Genomic DNA, 16,706 nt, shown 5'->3' with positions numbered 1-16,706 from the left:
GTAATCCGCTCGAGGAAAATTGCATGAGCCCCGGAGCCAGATGCGACGCGGTGGGGCGCTCTGCGGCCCGACAGGGGCAGGTGATACGATATCGGCATCTGAATCGTGCGGCGCCGGAGCTTGTGTGAGTGTGAATGTGACCTTGATGCTGACGACGGTGCCGGATGCGGCCGTCGCACAGAAGCTCGGCGCCGAAGCGCTGGCTGCCAGGCTCTGCGCGTGTGTCACGCAGTTGGGCAGCGTGCAGTCGAGCTATCACTGGCAGGGCTCGGTCGAAACGGCTCAGGAAATCCAGCTGCTGTTCAAGACCAGCACCGCTCGCGCGCTCGAACTCGAGCAGTTCATTCACGCGCACCATCCCTACGACACGCCGGAAATCCTCTCATGGCAAGCGACGGCGTCCGCCGCGTACGGCCAGTGGATCACAGCTGAAACCCAACGTCCCCTCCATGTTTAACGGTCTCGACCGGCGAGCGCGCGCTGCGCTGCGCACCGTATTCTTTCTGTTCGGCTGCGTGATCCTCGCGCAATTCGGCACGCTTGCGCGTGCCGCGGACGACTTCCTCGACCCGAGCGTCGCGTTCAAATTCAGCGCGTCCGAGAAGCCGGGCGAAGTCGTCGTCACGTACAAGATCGCCGACGGCTACTACATGTATCGCGAGCGCTTTGCGTTCGCGACCCGCAACGGCACGGCGACGCTCGGCGAGCCGCAGTTGCCGGCCGGTCACGTGAAATTCGACCAGACGTTCAACAAGAACGTCGAGACGTACCGCAACGAGCTGACGATCCGTGTGCCGGTCAAGCAGGCGGGCGCGCCGTTCGATCTCGCGGTGACGTCGCAGGGGTGTGCTGATGCGGGCATCTGCTACCCGCCGATGGAGCGCGTGTATCACGTGAGCGGCGCCGCGCTACAGGCGGCGGGCAACGCGGCGGCGGGCGCGGTCACCCAGCCATCCGCTGCCATTGACGACGAACCCTGGTACGAACGCGCAACCAGCGCCGACTACGCACAGTCGCTGCTCCAGCGCGGCGGCTTCTTCGCGATCGTTGGGTTGTATTTCGTCGCTGGCGCGATTCTCAGCCTGCTGCCGTGTTCGTATCCGATGATTCCGATTCTGTCGGCGATCATCATCGGCGAAGGGGCGACGGTCACGCGTGGGCGCGGTTTCGCGTTGTCGGTTGCGTATGTGATCGGGATGGCGCTCGTGTACACGGTACTCGGCGTCGCCGCCGCGCTGGTCGGCCAAAGTCTCGGCGCGTGGTTGCAGAACCCGTGGGTGCTCGGCGCGTTCGGCGTGCTGCTGACGATTTTTGCGCTGCTGCTGATCGCCGGCGTCGATATCGAGATGCCCGCGCGTTGGCGCGATCGCGTGTCGAGCGCATCGACGGGACGTTCCGGCGGCAAGTTCACAGCGGTCGCGGTGATGGGCGCACTGTCCGCACTCGTGGTCGGCGCCTGCATGACCGCGCCGCTGTTCGCGGTGCTCGCGTTCATCGCGCACACCGGCAATGCGGTGCTCGGCGGGGCGGCGCTGTTCTCGATGGGCATCGGGCTTGGCGTGCCGTTGCTGATCATCGGCCTCGGCGCGGGGACGCTGCTGCCGCGCGCGGGCAAGTGGATGGACGGCGTGAAGGTGTTCTTCGGCGTGGTACTGCTCGCGGCGGCGCTGTGGATCGTCTGGCCGGTGCTGGGCGCGGCCGCGACGATGCTGCTCAGTGCGCTGTGGCTGCTGATCGCCGCGGTGGCGCTCGGCCTCTTTTCCGCGGCGGTTGCCGGCGCTTCGATCTGGCGCCGCTTCAGCCGGGCGCTCGGCGTGGTCATGGCGGTGTGGGCGGCCGCGTTGCTGGTCGGCCTCGCCGCGGGATCGTCGGATCCGCTGCGACCGCTCGCCGTGCTCGCCGCACGCGGTGGTAACGGGGCATCGCTTGCTAATGCCACCGGCGCGGCCGGAGCGGCAGCGCAGAGCGATCTGACGTTCGCGCCGGTACGTTCGTCGGCCCAACTCGACCAGGCCGTCAAAACGGCTGCACAGCCCGCGATGCTCGATTTTTATGCGGACTGGTGCGTGAGCTGCAAGGAAATGGAGAAATTCACCTTCAGCGATCCGCGCGTGCAGGCGAAGCTGAAGCAGATGAATCTGCTGCGCGCCGACGTGACAGCGAACAATCCCGACGATCAGGCCCTGCTCAAGCGCTTCAATCTGTTCGGGCCGCCGGGCATTATTTTCTTCGATCACGGCGGCAGGGAAGTGCTGCGGGTGGTCGGCTACGAATCCGTGGATAAATTCCTGCGCACGCTGGATCGTGCGAGCGCCTCAGGGGTGTAGTCTAGCCGCGCCGAGCGGCGACGCAGCGCGCTCGGCGGCCACGTGGCCAAAAGAAGGGCGCAATAAAAAACGGAGGCAGACCAATAGGTCCACCTCCGTTTTTGTTTCGACAGCCACGCGCGATGATCCGCGCCCCGTCTTACTTCTGGTCGCGCAGAATCCGCGCCGCATCGAGCGCGAAATAGGTCAGCACGCCGTCGGCGCCGGCACGCTTGAACGCGAGCAGCGATTCCATCATCACCTTGTCGTGATCGAGCCAGCCGTTCTGTGCGGCAGCCTTCAGCATCGCGTATTCACCGCTCACCTGGTACACGTAGGTCGGGAACTGGAACTCGTCCTTCACGCGCCGCACGATGTCCAGATACGGCATGCCCGGCTTGACCATCACCATGTCCGCGCCTTCGTTGATGTCCGCTTCCACTTCGCGCAGCGCTTCGTTCGAATTGGCCGGGTCCATCTGATAGGTCATCTTGTTGCTCTTGCCGAGGTTCGTCGCGGAACCGACGGCATCGCGGAACGGGCCGTAGAACGCCGAAGCGAACTTCGCCGCGTAAGCCATGATGCGCGTATGGATGTGGTTCTCGCTTTCGAGCATCCCGCGAATCGAGCCGATGCGGCCGTCCATCATGTCCGACGGCGCGACGATGTCGACGCCCGCTTCAGCCTGCGCGCGCGCCTGGGCGACGAGGATCTCGACGGTTTCGTCGTTCATCACGTAACCGGCTTCGTCGAGCACGCCGTCCTGGCCGTGGCTCGTGTACGGATCGAGCGCGACGTCGGTGAGCACGCCGAGATCGGGGAAGTGCTTCTTCAGTTCGCGCACCGCGCGCGGGATCAGGCCGGCGGGGTTGGTCGCCTCGCGGCCATCGGGCGTTTTCAGCGACGGCTCGATCGCGGGGAACAGCGACAGCACCGGCACGCCCAATTCGACGCACTGCTCGGCGACGCCCATCAGCAGATCGACCGACACGCGCTCGACGCCCGGCATCGACGGCACGGCTTGCCGCACATTCGCGCCTTCGACGATGAACACGGGGTAAATCAGGTCGTTGGTGGTGAGGAGGTTTTCGCGCATCAGACGACGCGAGAAGTCGTCACGGCGCATACGGCGCGGACGGTAGTGCGGGTAGAAGCTCATATCGAATCGAAGATCGTGGATGTGAGGAGTGGACAAATAACGCCTGGCTCCGCTCCCGGAAACTTTTCGAGACAATGGTATATCATACCGATCGAGCAAGGCGCCTGGCGCTGACCTCCCCGCTTCTCCTCCCTGAGCGGGTGCCTGTCGTTTTTTCGATTAGGCTGTTTGACCCGCCGTTCAAGCGGCGGGTTTTTTTATGGGCGGCCGAAACAGCGCGCTTTCACGCGGGTTTCGCGCGCGCTTCCACGCTTTCAAGCGAATCGAATAATTCCGGCGTGGAGGAAATTCCGCCGGCAGCGCACTAGCTCTGGTCTGCCGCGCCCGCCGCTTCGGGAATCAGCCAGCTTTCGATCAGCGCATGCGCTTCGTCGAGTCCGACGCGCTTGAGCGCCGAGAACAGCTGCGCGGTCAGTTCGCCGCGATAGCCGGCGGCCCGGTATTCGGCGAGACCCTTCTGCGCGGCGCGCAGCGAGTTCACGCTTTCCTGCCGCGTCAACTTGTCGCACTTCGTGAGCAGCGTGTGGATCGGCTTGCCGGTCGGCGCGAACCACTCGATCATGCGCCGGTCCAGCTCGGTCAACGGACGGCGCGAGTCCATCATCAGGATCATGCCGCGCAATTGCGAGCGCGATTGCAGATAGGTGGAGAGCAACGCTTCCCAGTGCGCCTTCGCCGCACCCGGCACTTCCGCGTAGCCGTAGCCGGGCAGGTCGACCAGATAGGCGGTCGGATCGTCCGCCTTGCCGACCGAAAAATAATTGATGTGCTGGGTGCGCCCCGGCGTCTTACTCGCGAACGCAAGCCGCTTCTGATTGCAGAGCAGATTGATCGCGGTCGACTTGCCGGCGTTCGAGCGCCCTGCGAAGGCGATCTCGGGCTGCGCGGTGGCGGGCAGGTCGCGCAGATGGTTGACGGTGGTGAAGAAACGGGATTCGTGGAGCAGGAAGGGCATGATGGAGGCCAGATTGGAGACGCCGCAAAGTCCGGAACGGCAACGGGGTCAAGCCCGACTGGCGTCTTAGCGATTAGCGAGTTATTGTACAATACGATGGTTTACTGAAAACCTGAGGAGCCCGCCCCACGTGCCTTGGCGGCTCCTGGCGGTCACTTGGTCGCCGTCGTCGTATTTTGCAAAACCTCTAAAATCCCACAAGACGAGACAGGGTGTGCGAATGAATCGACTGAGCAAGACTCTGATGGTGCTTCATGTAGCGGCAGGTCTTTCAGGTTTGGCAATTCAGGCACGAGCAGCAGAACCGGCAAAGCCGGACATCAATCGGGGACAGGCAATCGCGGTTCAGGTATGCGCGTCATGCCACGGCGCGGACGGCAACAGTGCCGGGGGCGCCTATCCGAAGCTGGCGGGCCAACACCCCGAGTATCTCGTCAAGCAGCTCCGAGATTTCAAGACGCAGCCGGGGGCCAAGCAGCCCGCGCGCAACAACGCGATCATGGCGGGCATGGCCGCCGCGCTCTCCGACCAGGACATGATCAACGTCGCGGCCTATTTCTCGACGCAAACGCCGAAGCCGGGCTATGCGCATAACAAGGCCACCGTCGCAGTCGGTCAGCAGATTTATCGCGGCGGCATTGCGGATCGCGGCGTGCCGGCCTGCGCGAGCTGCCACGGGCCCACGGGCCAAGGCATTCCGATCCAGTATCCGCGCCTGTCGGGACAGTGGGCCGAATATTCGGTCGCGCAGCTGGCCGCGTTCACCCAGGGTCCGGGCGCGCGTAATAACAACGACGCGATGCATGCGATAGCATCACGTCTGTCGGACAACGAGATCAAGGCGGTTGCGGATTACATCGCGGGTCTGCGTTAAGTGGACTGCCCTGAGCGGGCTGCGGTAAGCGGTCCGCGCGCGCAATTCAACCGGCCTCGCAAGGCCGGGAAAAACAAGAAAAGGGTGAGGGCGTCGTGCCTACGACAGCCCTTCACCCTTTTTTGCTGTTCAGTCGGAGTTTGAATGAGCGTCACCACGTCGGGTCTGCAGTCGAAGTCGGGCAATCGCGTCATGCGCAGCATCATCGAGCTCCTGAGCTCGATGCGTTTCGCGATCGCGCTGCTCGTGATTCTGTCGATCGCCAGCATTATCGGCACCGTCCTCACGCAGGACGATCCCTATCCCAACTACGTCAACCAGTTCGGTCCGTTCTGGGCGGACATCTTCCGCGCGCTGAGCCTGTACACGGTGTACAGCTCGTGGTGGTTCATGCTGATCCTCGGCTTCCTGATGGTGTCGGTGTCGCTGTGCGTGATCCGCAATGCGCCGAAGATGCTCGCCGACGCGAAAAGCTGGAAGGACAAGGTCCGCGAAGGCAGCCTGCGCGCGTTTCATCACAAGGGCGAGTTCGCGGTGCACGGCACCCGCGCGCAGAGCGCGGCGGTGCTCGGCAAGCTGTCGGCGAAGCTCGGCTACAAGTTCGTCACGCGCGAGTCGGAAGGCGCGACGCTGATCGCCGCGAAGCGCGGCGCGCTGACCAGGTTCGGCTATATCTCCGCGCACCTCGCGATCGTCGTGATCTGTCTGGGCGGTCTGCTCGACAGCAATCTGCCGATCAAGCTGCAGATGTGGCTGTTCGACAAGTCGCCGATCAACGCGAACACGATGATCAGCGAGATTCCGCCCGAACACCGGCTGTCGGAATCGAACCCGACGTTCCGCGGCTACGCGTGGGTGCCGGAAGGCCAGCACGTGTCGACTGCGATCCTGAACCAGCCGAACGGCTCGCTGATCCAGGACCTGCCGTTTTCGATCGAGCTGAACAAGTTCATCGTCGATTACTACTCGACCGGGATGCCGAAGCTGTTCGCCAGCGACATCGTCGTGATCGATCACAAGACCGGCGCGCGCGTGCCGGCGCGCATCGAGGTCAACAAGCCGTTCGAATACGAAGGCGTGTCGATCTATCAGTCGAGCTTCCAGGACGGCGGCTCGCAGATGCAGATGACCGCGTACCCGATGACCGGCGCGAGTGCGAAGACCGCGCCGTTCGGCGGCACGATCGGCGGCAATGCGCCGTTGAACACGGCCACGCCGCTCGGCGACGGCCAGACCGTCGAATTCACCGACTTCCGCGCGATCAACGTCGAAAACATCTCGAACGCCAACGGCCAGAACGATGCGCGCGGAGTCGCCGCGCACCGCTCGCTGAAGGAAGCGTTCGACGAGCGTCTGGGCTCCGGCGCGAAGACCTCGAAGCCGCTCGATCTGCACAACGTCGGCCCGTCGGTGCAGTACAAGATTCGCGGCAAGGACGGCCAGGCGCGCGAGTACAACAACTACATGCTGCCGGTCGACGTGAACGGCGAGAAGATGTTCCTCGCCGGCATGCGCGCGAATCCGAACGACCCGTTCCGCTATCTGCGCATCCCCGCCGACAGCGGCGGCACGCTGAACGAATGGATGCACCTGCGCGCAACGCTCGAAGACCCGGCGATGCGCGCCACCGCCGCGCGCCAGTTCGCGCAGCGCTCGGTGCCCGGCTCGAACCCGGAACTGCAGCAGCATCTGGAAGAAAGCGCATCGCGCGTACTGACCCTGTTCTCGGGCGCCGACGCCAGCATGAAGATGCCGAACGGCGAGACGCTCGGCGGCTTCCAGGCGATCGCCGGCTTTATCGACCGGTCGGTGCCCAAGGGCGAGCAGGAGAAGGCCGCCGGCTTGCTGCTGCGCATGCTGGAAGGTGTGACCTGGGATCTGTGGCAACTGTCGCGCCAGCAGCTCGGCGAGCCCGCCGCGGCGGCCAACGCGGAATCGAGCCGCTTTATCCAGAGTTCGCTGAATGCGATATCCGACAGCTTTCTGTATGGATCGCCGGTCTATTTGCAGCTTGACTCCTTCAGGCAGGTGCAAGCTTCGGTATTTCAGTTGACGCGCGCGCCGGGCAAAAAAGTCGTGTATCTTGGCAGCCTGCTTCTCGTATTGGGCATCTTCTCGATGTTCTACGTGCGCGAACGCCGGCTGTGGTTCTGGCTCAAGGACACGGACCACGGCACCAGCGTTGTGATGGCGATGTCGAGCGCACGCAAGACGCTCGACTTCGAAAAAGAGTTCGTCCAGACGCGCGACGCCGTGGGCACCGCGCTCGGCGCGAAACTCATCGAAGCAGCCGACGCCGCCGCGCCGCACGCAAGCTCACAGGATTCGACCCGGTAAGATCATGGACTTGACTCAGGTTTCCTCATCCTCTTCCGCCAAGCGCGCCGACAAGGCGTTCGCGGGCGCTCTGCCCGAACTCGCGCAATACGACGACCGGCCGTTTCTGAAACGGCTCGGCATCTTCGACTGGCTGTTTGCGCTGCTGCTCGTCGCGGGCGCCGGGTTTGCGCTGTCGCGCTATCACCCGTTCATGAATTACTACGACAAGCTGGTGCTGGTGTGCTCGGTGCCGGTGTTCGTCGTGCTCGGCTGGCGCTGGAAGCCGGTGCGGCCGCTGATGATCGGGATCGCCGCGCTGTCGCTGCTGGCCATTCAGATCTACCAGGGCGACCTGAGCCGCGCGGATACCGCGTTCTTCCTCAAATACTTCCTGTCGAGCCAGTCCGCGATCCTGTGGATGAGCGCGCTCTTCGTGTTCGCGACCGTGTTCTACTGGATCGGGTTGTTGTCGCGCTCGCCGACCGGCGCCGCGATCGGCTCGAAGATGACGTGGGTCGCGGTGCTGATGGGCTTCGTCGGGCTGATGGTGCGCTGGTACGAGTCGTACCTGATCGGCGCGGACGTCGGCCATATTCCAATCTCGAATCTGTATGAAGTATTCGTGCTGTTCAGCCTGATCACCGCGCTGTTCTATCTGTATTACGAACAGCACTACAACACGCGCGCGCTCGGCGCGTTCGTGCTGCTGGTGATCAGCGCGGCGGTCGGCTTCCTGATGTGGTACTCGGTGGCGCGCGACGCGCAGCAGATCCAGCCGCTCGTGCCGGCGCTGCAAAGCTGGTGGATGAAGATCCACGTGCCGGCGAACTTCATCGGTTATGGCAGCTTCGCGCTGTCGGCGATGGTCGCGGTCGCGTATCTGGCGAAGGAGCGTGGCGTGCTCGGCGATCGACTGCCGGCGCTCGAAGTGCTGGACGACGTGATGTACAAATCGATCGCGGTCGGCTTCGCGTTTTTCACGATCGCGACGATTCTCGGCGCGCTGTGGGCCGCGGAAGCATGGGGCGGCTACTGGAGCTGGGACCCGAAGGAAACGTGGGCGCTGATCGTGTGGCTGAACTACGCCGCGTGGCTGCATATGCGTCTGATGAAGGGCCTGCGCGGCGCGGTCGCCGCATGGTGGGCGCTGACCGGCCTGCTGGTCACGACCTTCGCGTTCCTCGGCGTGAACATGTTCCTGTCGGGCCTGCATAGCTACGGCAAGCTGTAAGCGCTGCCGCGTCGTATCGGCAAAAGTCGACCAAGAACCGCCGCGTGCTTTGCACCGGCGGTTTTTTTACGGCCAAAGGAATATTCGTTGCGTGCCCGTGTTCACCAGTCGAGCACCCACGTATTGATCCGTGGACGACAGATGTCTGCGAACGGACGATCATCAGACAGGCCCGCGAGCCGCAGCGAGCGGCGGGCCGGCAAGGAGCAGCACGATGTGGATCAAGCGAAGCGACAGAATTCAACTGACCGGCGATGACATCGCGCGCAGCGAAATCACGCCGCAACACGTATTCGAGAACCGCCGGCGCATTCTCCAGGCAGCTGGCGCGATGGCGCTCGGCAGTCTGATCGGCGTGAGCGGCGAGGCGCTCGCCGCGTACTCGTCGCCGGACCCGAAGGCGCAGAAGCTGGCGGCGAAGACCAACGCGAAGTTCGTCGCGCTCGACAAGGTGACGCCGTTCAAGGACATCACGACGTACAACAACTTCTACGAGTTCGGCACCGACAAATCCGACCCCGCGCAAAACGCCGGCTCGTTGCGCCCAAGGCCGTGGAAGGTCAGCGTCGAGGGCGCGATCAAGAATCCGAAGGTGTACGACCTCGACGAGTTGCTGAAGCTCGCGCCGCTCGAGGAGCGGGTGTACCGGCTGCGTTGCGTCGAAGGATGGTCGATGGTGATTCCGTGGGTCGGCGTGCCGCTCGCGGAGCTGATCAAGCGCGTGGAGCCGACCGGCAACGCGAAGTACGTGCAGTTCATCACGCTGGCCGATCAGTCGCAGATGCCCGGACTGTCGACGCCGGTGCTCGACTGGCCTTACTCGGAAGGTCTGCGGATGGACGAGGCGATGAACCCGCTGACGCTGCTGACAATGGGCGTCTACGGCCAGGTGCTGCCGAACCAGAACGGCGCGCCGGTGCGCATCGTGGTGCCGTGGAAGTACGGCTTCAAGAGCGCGAAGTCGCTGGTGAAGATCCGCTTCGTCGAAAAGCAGCCGCCGACCAGCTGGAACACCTATGCTGCGAACGAGTACGGCTTCTATTCGAATGTGAATCCTAACGTCGATCATCCGCGCTGGAGCCAGGCGACCGAGCGGCGCATCGGTGAAGACGGCTTTTTCACGCCGAAGCGCAAGACGCTGATGTTCAACGGCTATGGCGATCAGGTCGCATCGCTGTATCAGGGCATGGACCTGAAGAAGAACTTCTGAGGCTCAGATGATGGCTTCCGACACCCAACCCGTGACCCCACCTGCCACCCGCGGCGAACCGCTGGCGAACCGCGGCGCGGCGCGTGCGCGCGGTGCGTCCACAGCGTCCGCGGAGTCCGCAGGGACCGCGCAACGGGCCGGCGGCGCGCGCTGGGTCGTGCCGGCGAAAGTCGTGGTGTTTGTCGTGGCGCTGTATCCGCTCGCGCGTCTCGTGCTGTTCGGCGTGACCGACCGGCTCGGCGTAAATCCGATCGAGTTCATCACGCGCTCGACCGGCCTGTGGACGCTGGTGTTTCTGTGCATCACGCTGGCGGTCACGCCGTTGCGGCGGCTGACCGGCGTCGCCGCGTTCGTGCGGTTCCGGCGCATGCTCGGGCTCTACGCGTTCTTCTACGCGACGCTGCACTTCACCACGTATCTGTGGTTCGACAAGTGGTTCGATCTCGCGGCGATCCTGAAGGACATCGGCAAGCGGCCGTTCATCACCGTCGGTTTCGCCGCGTTCGTGCTACTGATCGCGCTCGCCGTGACCTCGCCGCGCGCGATGGTGCGCAAGCTCGGGCGACGCTGGCAGACGCTGCATCGCGCGATCTATCCGATCGGCGCGCTCGCGATCCTGCATTTCTGGTGGATGAAGGCCGGCAAGCACGATCTGCTGCTGCCGAAGATTTACGGCGCGATCATGATCGCGCTGCTCGGCTGGCGTTTGGTGGTGTGGTTGCGCGGGCGAGCGGCGAGGGCGCAGCGGAGGTGAGCGTGACGGTGGTGCTAATCACGCTTTAAAGGGCCTCAAAACAGCAGGCCCCAAAAGCAAAAGGCGATGTCGCAATGACATCGCCTTTTTTCATCGCAAGCGGTGTGAGGCGCTCGGCCGCGACGCTCTCACCGATACGACGTTTACGCCGGCAAAATCGTTTCGCCCGCAAACAACTGCTGGATCTCCTCACGCGCACGAACTACATGCGCCTGTGTACCATCCACCATCACTTCGGCCGCACGTCCGCGAGTGTTGTAGTTCGAGCTCATCACGAAGCCGTACGCGCCGGCCGAGCGGATCGCCAGCAGGTCGCCCGGTTCGACCGCGAGCAGCCGTTCGCGGCCGAGCCAGTCGCCGCTTTCGCAGACCGGGCCGACCACGTCGTACACGTGCGCGGGTACGTCGCGCTTCACGACCGGCTCGATCGCGTGATACGCGTCGTACATTGCGGGGCGCGCGAGATCGGTCATGGCCGCGTCGACGATCGCGAAGTTCTTTTCCGCGCCTGGCTTCAGGAATTCGACCTGCGTGAGCAGCACGCCGGCATTGCCGACCAGCGAGCGGCCCGGCTCGAAATACACCTCACGATGACCGTGACCGCGTGCTTCGATGCGATCGAGCACGGTGCGCACGAATGCGCCGATTTCCGGCGGCGTTTCGTCGTCGTAAGTGATGCCGAGGCCGCCGCCGACGTCGATATGGCGAATCGAGATGCCGTCCTGCTCGATCTGCTCGACGAGTTCGAGCACCTTGTCGATCGCGTCGAGATACGGCGCGACTTCGGTGATCTGCGAGCCGATATGGCAGTCGATCCCGACCACTTCGAGATGCGCCATCGCCGCGGCCGCCTGGTAGGTCGCGCGCGCGTCTTCGAACGCGACGCCGAACTTGTTCGACTTAAGCCCGGTGGAGATGTACGGATGCGTTTTCGCGTCGACGTCCGGATTCACGCGCAGCGACACCGGCGCCTTCTTGCCCATTTCGCCGGCGACCGCATTCAGGCGGTCGAGCTCGGGAATCGATTCGACGTTGAAGCATTTGACGCCGGCTGCGAGCGCGTCGCGCATTTCGCCCGCCTGCTTGCCGACCCCGGAAAACACGGTGTTTTCCGCTTTGCCGCCGGCCGCGAGCACGCGCGCGAGCTCACCGCCCGAGACGATGTCGAAGCCCGCGCCGAGACGCGCGAACACGTTCAGCACCGCGAGGTTGCTGTTGGCCTTCACGGCCACGTGCACGCTCGCGCGACGGCCCGCGCAGGCGCCCGCGTAGGCGTTCCATGCGGCGGTCAGCGCGGCGCGCGAATAGACGTACAGCGGCGTGCCGAACTGCTCGGCGAGGGAAACGGCGGACACGCCTTCGGCGTGCAATACGCCGTCGACGTAGTCAAATGCGGATCGAGTCATGCGGAAGTCTTATTGAACAGAAGGGGCAGCAGAGGCGGGCAGCGGTGCCGACGGGCCGGAAGCGGGCGGCGTGGCGAGTTGTTCGTCGGGCGCGAGCGATAGCGGCGTGCCGGAGGTGTCCGGGATCGAGCTGGTGTCGTCGGCCGGTTGGGTCTGCTCCGGCGGCGGAGTTTGCGTGCGATGCGCCGGCGGAGCGGGCATCGGCGGTACTGTCGGCAGATAAAGCGAACCGCGTTGGCCGCAGCCGGTGAGCGCGCAACCTGCGAAAATGGCTAGAACCGCTACAATCGCGCGGCCGGGCGCCGCCGCTCGCATCCGAGTTACGACTCGCATGACTGTCCCTGAATGAATAATCGATGGAGTTTAGCATGTCCGATAGTGATTACCTGACCCGTGCGGAAGCCGTGCTGGCCGCCATCGAGAGCGCGGTCGACGACATCGACGCCGACATCGAACTCGAGCGCAGCGGCAACGTTCTGACGCTCGAATTCGAGAACCGCACGAAGATCATCGTCAATCTGCAGCCGCCGATGAAAGAGATCTGGATCGCCGCGAAAGCCGGCGGTTTTCACTACCGTTTCAACGACGGCGAATGGCGCGACACGCGCAGCGGCAACGAGTTTTTCACCGCGCTGACGCAATATGCGACCGAGCAGGCGGGCGAGCCGGTGCGCTTCGAGGCGCCGTGAGCGAGCCAACGGTGCTCGCGTAATTCAATTCGCCGCACTCCAGAATAAAAAAACCGCCGCGGGTTTTAATCGCGGCGGTTTTTTCTTTTCCGCGCATCTGCGCAGAGCTCTGCTGAAACGCTAACGCGGCCTCAATGCCCGCGGAACAGATTCATGATGTCCTGCTTCTCCTGCTCGCCGACTTGCGCGGGTGCGGCCGATGCGGCTTCGGCATCCAGCGCCGCCTGACTGACGCCGACCGTCGAAACGAAACCGTGCCCCGGCGTGAAACCGTCGAGATACAGTTCGGAGCCGAGCTCGACCACGCCGTCCGGTCTCTGCATCTTGTACTCGGGCACGTTCTTCAGCGCGCGTCCCATGTACTCGATCCACACCGGCAGCGAGAGTCCGCCGCCGGTTTCCTTGTCGCCGAGGCTGCGCGGATTGTCGTAGCCGATCCACGCGATCGCCGTGAGCGTGTGCTGGTAGCCGGCGAACCATGCGTCGCGCGAATCGTTGGTGGTGCCGGTCTTGCCGGCGAGGTCGGTGCGCTTGAGCGAATTCGACTTCGCGCCGGTGCCGTGCTGCGCGACGCTCTGCAGCAGGCTGTTCATCACGTACGCGTTGCGCGGGTCGATCGCGAGCGGCGCGTTTTGCCCGGCCACCAGCGGCTGCACCCGTGACACGACGATGCCGCGCTGATCGGTGACCTCGGCGATCAGATACGGATTGATCCGGTAGCCGCCGTTCGCGAACACCGAGAACGCGCCCGCCATCTGCAACGGCGTGACGAGACCGGCGCCGAGGGCCATCGGCAGATAGGCGGGGTGGCGCTCCGCGTCGAAGCCGAAGCGGGTGATGTACTGCTGCGCGTACCTGGTGCCGATCTGGTTGAGGATGCGGATCGACACGAGGTTCTTCGACTTCTGCAGCGCGGTGCGCATCGTCATCGGACCGTCGAAGCCGCCGCCGTAGTTCTTCGGTTCCCACGCCTGGCCGCCGGTTTCTGCGGCGCTGAAAAAGAGCGGCGCGTCGTTGATCACGGTCGCCGGTCCGAGGCCCTTGTCGAGCGACGCCGAATAGATGAACGGCTTGAAGCTCGAACCCGGCTGACGCCATGCCTGGGTCACGTGATTGAACTTGTTCTTGTTGAAGTCGAAGCCGCCGACCAGCGCGCGGATCGCGCCGTCCTGCGGGACCACCGAAATGAACGCGCCTTCCACCTGCGGCAATTGCGTGATCGACCAGTCGCCGTTGTCGTTCTTTACGAGCCGCACGATCGCGCCGGGCCGGATGCGCTGATTCGGCTGCGCGCGCGTGCCGAGCGCGAACTGCGCATAGCGCAGGCCGTCGCCCTGGATCGTCGCGACGTTGCCGTCGATGAACATCGCCTGCACCTGCTTCGGGCTCGCCTCGGTGACGACGGCCGCGATGATCTCGCCGTTGTCCGGGTGCTCGAGCAGCGCGTCGTCGATTGCCTGCTCGCGCTCGTCGGCGTCGGCCGGCAGATTGATGAACGCCTCCGGCCCGCGATAGCCGTGGCGCCGCTCGTAATCCATCAGGCCGCGGCGCAGCGCGCGATAGGCGACGTCCTGGTCGGCCGAATCGATCGTGGTCACGACGTTCAGACCGAGCGTGTAGGCCTCTTCGTGATACTGCGCGTACATCATCTGCCGCACCATTTCCGCGACGTACTCCGCGTGCACGCTGTATTCCTTGCCGAGGCCCTTGACGACGAGCGGCTGGCGGCGCGCATCGTCGTATTGCTCGGCGCTGATGTAGTGCAGCTCGTACATGCGTTGCAGGATGTACTCCTGACGCACCTTCGCGCGCTTCGGATTGACGACCGGGTTGTACGCGGACGGCGCCTTCGGCAGACCAGCGAGCATCGCCGATTCGGCCAGCGTCAGATCCTTCAGATCCTTGCCGAAGTACACCCGCGCTGCGCTCGCGAAGCCGTACGCGCGCTGCCCCAGATAGATCTGGTTCATGTACACCTCGAGGATCTGATCCTTGCTCAGCTTCGACTCGATCTTGTACGCGAGCAGCATCTCGTAAATCTTGCGGGTGTAGGTCTTCTCGCTGGACAGGAAGAAGTTGCGCGCGACCTGCATCGTGATCGTGCTCGCACCTTGCGTGGCGTGGCCGTTGGCCAGCGCGACGAAGCCGGCGCGCGCGATGCCGGTCAGATCGACGCCGCCGTGATCGTAGAAGCGCGCGTCCTCGATCGCGAGAATCGCCTTCTTCAGGCTGCCGGGCACGTCCTGGATGTGCACGATGTCGCGCCGCTCTTCGCCGAATTCGCCGATCAGCACGTGGTCGGCCGTGTAGATGCGCAGCGGCACCTTGGGGCGGTAGTCGGTCAGCGCGTCGAGCGACGGCAGGTTCGGCGTGGCGACCACCAGCGCGTAGCCGAGCAGCAGCGCCACGCACACGATGCCCGCCACGATCAGCCCGAGCAGACCAATGAGGAGCTTCTGCCACAACGGGCGTTTGCGCTTTTTCGGCGCGGGCGGCGGGGACGTAGGAGACGTAGCTTGCATAAGAACACCGGAAAAACAGTCCCGCGATTATAGCCGCCCCGTTTGCAAGCTTTCGTCGTGCTTACGAATCGCGCGTGGCGGGCGGCGCGGCAGCGGCTTTGTTGTAGACCTCACTGTAGTCCGTTTGCTGTCGCGCGGGGGCGGCTCGACAGCCGTGCTGGCCATTCGGCCGAATGTCGCCCGCAGGCGGGTCTGGCCACAATGATCGCTCGTCACTCGCGTTCGAATGGTTCGTCGCGCGAGTTGAAGGGAGGGTGTGATGACCTATACGAATTCGTGGCTTCAGACAGTGCGGGCGGGCTGGCAGCGCTTCGCCGCCGGTATCGATATTGGTTCGCACAGCGTGCGTCTGGTGGTGTTGAGCCAGCGCTCGCGTGCGCGGGGCGCGCTGCGTCTCGAATACATGAGCACGGTGCCGCTGGCGCCCGGCGCGATGGCCGGGAGCGAGATCACCGACCGGCCGGCGGTCGCGCGCGCGTTGCGCGATGCGTTCGCCGGCCTGCCGCAGGTGTGCGCGGCGCAAGCGCTGCGCTGTGCGATGGCGATGCCCGCGACGGCGACGCTGACGACCCGCGTGCCGCTTGCGCGCCTCGTCGCGCAGAGTCACTGCGAAGACGCGGATGGCGGTCCCGCGCTCGCCGGCCTCGCGCCGGCGGTGATGAGCGAGGCGGAGCGTCTGATCGGGCTCGAGCGGCATGCGCTGGCGGTCGACTGGTTCGTCGACGACAGCGCGTCGCCGGCGGGATCGGTGACGATTGCCGCGACCGCGCGTCAGCATCTCGAAGCGCGGATCGAATGCGCGGCGAGCGCGGGGATTTCGCTTTCGACGATCGACGGCGAGCCGCAAGCGGCGCTGCGGGCGCTGCGTTTCGCGGCGACGCGCGAGCTCGATTCGCAGGAGCCGTATGCGGCGTTGTGGATCGGCCCGGACGGCGTGTACGGCTGGCGCATGCAGGACGACGGGATCGTCGCCGAGACGCGCTATCCGGCGCCCGAACACAGCGATCTCGCCGACGCGTTGCGCGATCTCGTGCACGGGCCCGAGTTCGACTGCGCGCTGGTCGGCGGCGAAGTCGAGCTGCTAGATGGTGTGGGCTTTTCGCTCGCCGATATCGGCGACGTGCTCGGCTGCTCGGCGTTGCCGTTCGAAGCCGCGCTGCTGGGCACCCGTGCGCGACCGTTCGACGACAGCCTGTTGCACGAACCGGCCAGCGCGGTTGCGTTCGGGCTTGCGTTGCGCGGGGTGTTCGAATGAGGCACGGACTGTCGTTTCCGTTCGGG

Annotated in this window: 14 protein-coding genes; 9 read left to right on the top strand and 5 right to left on the bottom strand. The window is 64.6% G+C overall.

The window, feature by feature from the left end:
- The first annotated feature begins 124 nt into the window (after positions 1-124).
- Both cutA and dsbD read left to right on the top strand, forming a co-directional pair.
- On the top strand, positions 125-457 hold the full coding sequence (cutA, locus tag BTH42_RS21820; protein ID WP_075303256.1) for a divalent-cation tolerance protein CutA: 333 nt from the start codon (positions 125-127) through the stop codon (positions 455-457).
- Complete coding sequence (gene dsbD / locus BTH42_RS21815; protein WP_075303255.1) at positions 450-2,327, top strand: protein-disulfide reductase DsbD; 1,878 nt, start codon at positions 450-452, stop codon at positions 2,325-2,327. The genes cutA and dsbD overlap by 8 nt, the downstream gene beginning before the upstream one ends.
- A gap of 139 nt (positions 2,328-2,466) precedes the next feature.
- Here the strand turns inward: dsbD and hemB are convergent, their stop codons facing one another.
- Together hemB and yihA are read right to left on the bottom strand one after the other, a co-directional pair.
- On the bottom strand, positions 2,467-3,465 hold the full coding sequence (hemB, locus tag BTH42_RS21810; RefSeq protein WP_075303254.1) for a porphobilinogen synthase: 999 nt from the start codon (positions 3,463-3,465) through the stop codon (positions 2,467-2,469).
- Positions 3,466-3,769: 304 nt separating this feature from the next.
- Complete coding sequence (yihA, locus tag BTH42_RS21805) at positions 3,770-4,420, bottom strand: ribosome biogenesis GTP-binding protein YihA/YsxC (RefSeq protein WP_075303253.1); 651 nt, start codon at positions 4,418-4,420, stop codon at positions 3,770-3,772.
- A gap of 220 nt (positions 4,421-4,640) precedes the next feature.
- Between yihA and BTH42_RS21800 the strand changes: the two genes are divergently transcribed.
- From BTH42_RS21800 to msrQ, 5 genes are all read left to right on the top strand, one after another.
- A complete protein-coding gene (locus BTH42_RS21800) occupies positions 4,641-5,294 on the top strand; it encodes a cytochrome c (RefSeq protein ID WP_075303252.1) in 654 nt (217 codons plus the stop codon).
- Between the two features lie 144 nt (positions 5,295-5,438).
- Positions 5,439-7,631, top strand: a complete 2,193-nt coding sequence (locus BTH42_RS21795) for a cytochrome c biogenesis protein ResB (RefSeq protein ID WP_075303251.1) — start codon at positions 5,439-5,441, stop codon at positions 7,629-7,631.
- 4 nt (positions 7,632-7,635) lie between these two features.
- Complete coding sequence (gene ccsB / locus BTH42_RS21790) at positions 7,636-8,844, top strand: c-type cytochrome biogenesis protein CcsB (protein ID WP_075303250.1); 1,209 nt, start codon at positions 7,636-7,638, stop codon at positions 8,842-8,844.
- Between the two features lie 214 nt (positions 8,845-9,058).
- Positions 9,059-10,054, top strand: coding sequence for a protein-methionine-sulfoxide reductase catalytic subunit MsrP (gene msrP, locus BTH42_RS21785; protein WP_075303249.1), 996 nt, complete (start codon positions 9,059-9,061; stop codon positions 10,052-10,054).
- Between the two features lie 10 nt (positions 10,055-10,064).
- Entirely contained in the window at positions 10,065-10,808 is a 744-nt protein-coding gene (gene msrQ / locus BTH42_RS21780) for a protein-methionine-sulfoxide reductase heme-binding subunit MsrQ (protein ID WP_075303248.1), read from the top strand.
- A gap of 143 nt (positions 10,809-10,951) precedes the next feature.
- Here the strand turns inward: msrQ and lysA are convergent, their stop codons facing one another.
- Together lysA and BTH42_RS21770 are read right to left on the bottom strand one after the other, a co-directional pair.
- Entirely contained in the window at positions 10,952-12,214 is a 1,263-nt protein-coding gene (lysA, locus tag BTH42_RS21775) for a diaminopimelate decarboxylase (RefSeq protein WP_075303247.1), read from the bottom strand.
- A 9-nt stretch (positions 12,215-12,223) separates the two neighbouring features.
- The gene (locus BTH42_RS21770) at positions 12,224-12,547 is read right to left on the bottom strand and encodes a lipoprotein (RefSeq protein WP_075303246.1); all 324 of its coding nucleotides are present in this window, start codon (positions 12,545-12,547) and stop codon (positions 12,224-12,226) included.
- A gap of 35 nt (positions 12,548-12,582) precedes the next feature.
- Here BTH42_RS21770 and cyaY point away from each other — a divergent pair, with 35 nt between their 5' ends.
- Entirely contained in the window at positions 12,583-12,903 is a 321-nt protein-coding gene (gene cyaY / locus BTH42_RS21765) for an iron donor protein CyaY (protein ID WP_075303245.1), read from the top strand.
- A gap of 131 nt (positions 12,904-13,034) precedes the next feature.
- Here cyaY and BTH42_RS21760 read toward each other — a convergent pair whose 3' ends face one another.
- On the bottom strand, positions 13,035-15,425 hold the full coding sequence (locus tag BTH42_RS21760) for a penicillin-binding protein 1A (protein ID WP_075303244.1): 2,391 nt from the start codon (positions 15,423-15,425) through the stop codon (positions 13,035-13,037).
- Positions 15,426-15,684: 259 nt separating this feature from the next.
- Here BTH42_RS21760 and pilM point away from each other — a divergent pair, with 259 nt between their 5' ends.
- Entirely contained in the window at positions 15,685-16,680 is a 996-nt protein-coding gene (gene pilM, locus BTH42_RS21755; protein ID WP_075303243.1) for a type IV pilus biogenesis protein PilM, read from the top strand.
- Positions 16,681-16,706: the final 26 nt, after the last annotated feature.

Source organism: Burkholderia sp. SRS-W-2-2016 (assembly GCF_001931485.1).
GTDB lineage: Bacteria > Pseudomonadota > Gammaproteobacteria > Burkholderiales > Burkholderiaceae > Paraburkholderia.
This window is presented reverse-complemented; position numbering and strand designations above follow the sequence as displayed.

Bases quoted from the DNA above. Each gene is read 5' to 3' on its own strand.
- dsbD (WP_075303255.1), top strand. From the start codon at position 450: ATGTTTAACGGTCTCGACCGGCGAGCGCGCGCTGCGCTGCGCACCGTA.
- hemB (WP_075303254.1), bottom strand. From the start codon at position 3,465: ATGAGCTTCTACCCGCACTACCGTCCGCGCCGTATGCGCCGTGACGAC.
- yihA (WP_075303253.1), bottom strand. From the start codon at position 4,420: ATGCCCTTCCTGCTCCACGAATCCCGTTTCTTCACCACCGTCAACCAT.
- BTH42_RS21800 (WP_075303252.1), top strand. From the start codon at position 4,641: ATGAATCGACTGAGCAAGACTCTGATGGTGCTTCATGTAGCGGCAGGT.
- BTH42_RS21795 (WP_075303251.1), top strand. From the start codon at position 5,439: ATGAGCGTCACCACGTCGGGTCTGCAGTCGAAGTCGGGCAATCGCGTC.
- ccsB (WP_075303250.1), top strand. From the start codon at position 7,636: ATGGACTTGACTCAGGTTTCCTCATCCTCTTCCGCCAAGCGCGCCGAC.
- msrP (WP_075303249.1), top strand. From the start codon at position 9,059: ATGTGGATCAAGCGAAGCGACAGAATTCAACTGACCGGCGATGACATC.
- msrQ (WP_075303248.1), top strand. From the start codon at position 10,065: ATGGCTTCCGACACCCAACCCGTGACCCCACCTGCCACCCGCGGCGAA.
- lysA (WP_075303247.1), bottom strand. From the start codon at position 12,214: ATGACTCGATCCGCATTTGACTACGTCGACGGCGTATTGCACGCCGAA.
- BTH42_RS21770 (WP_075303246.1), bottom strand. From the start codon at position 12,547: ATGCGAGTCGTAACTCGGATGCGAGCGGCGGCGCCCGGCCGCGCGATT.
- cyaY (WP_075303245.1), top strand. From the start codon at position 12,583: ATGTCCGATAGTGATTACCTGACCCGTGCGGAAGCCGTGCTGGCCGCC.
- BTH42_RS21760 (WP_075303244.1), bottom strand. From the start codon at position 15,425: ATGCAAGCTACGTCTCCTACGTCCCCGCCGCCCGCGCCGAAAAAGCGC.
- pilM (WP_075303243.1), top strand. From the start codon at position 15,685: ATGACCTATACGAATTCGTGGCTTCAGACAGTGCGGGCGGGCTGGCAG.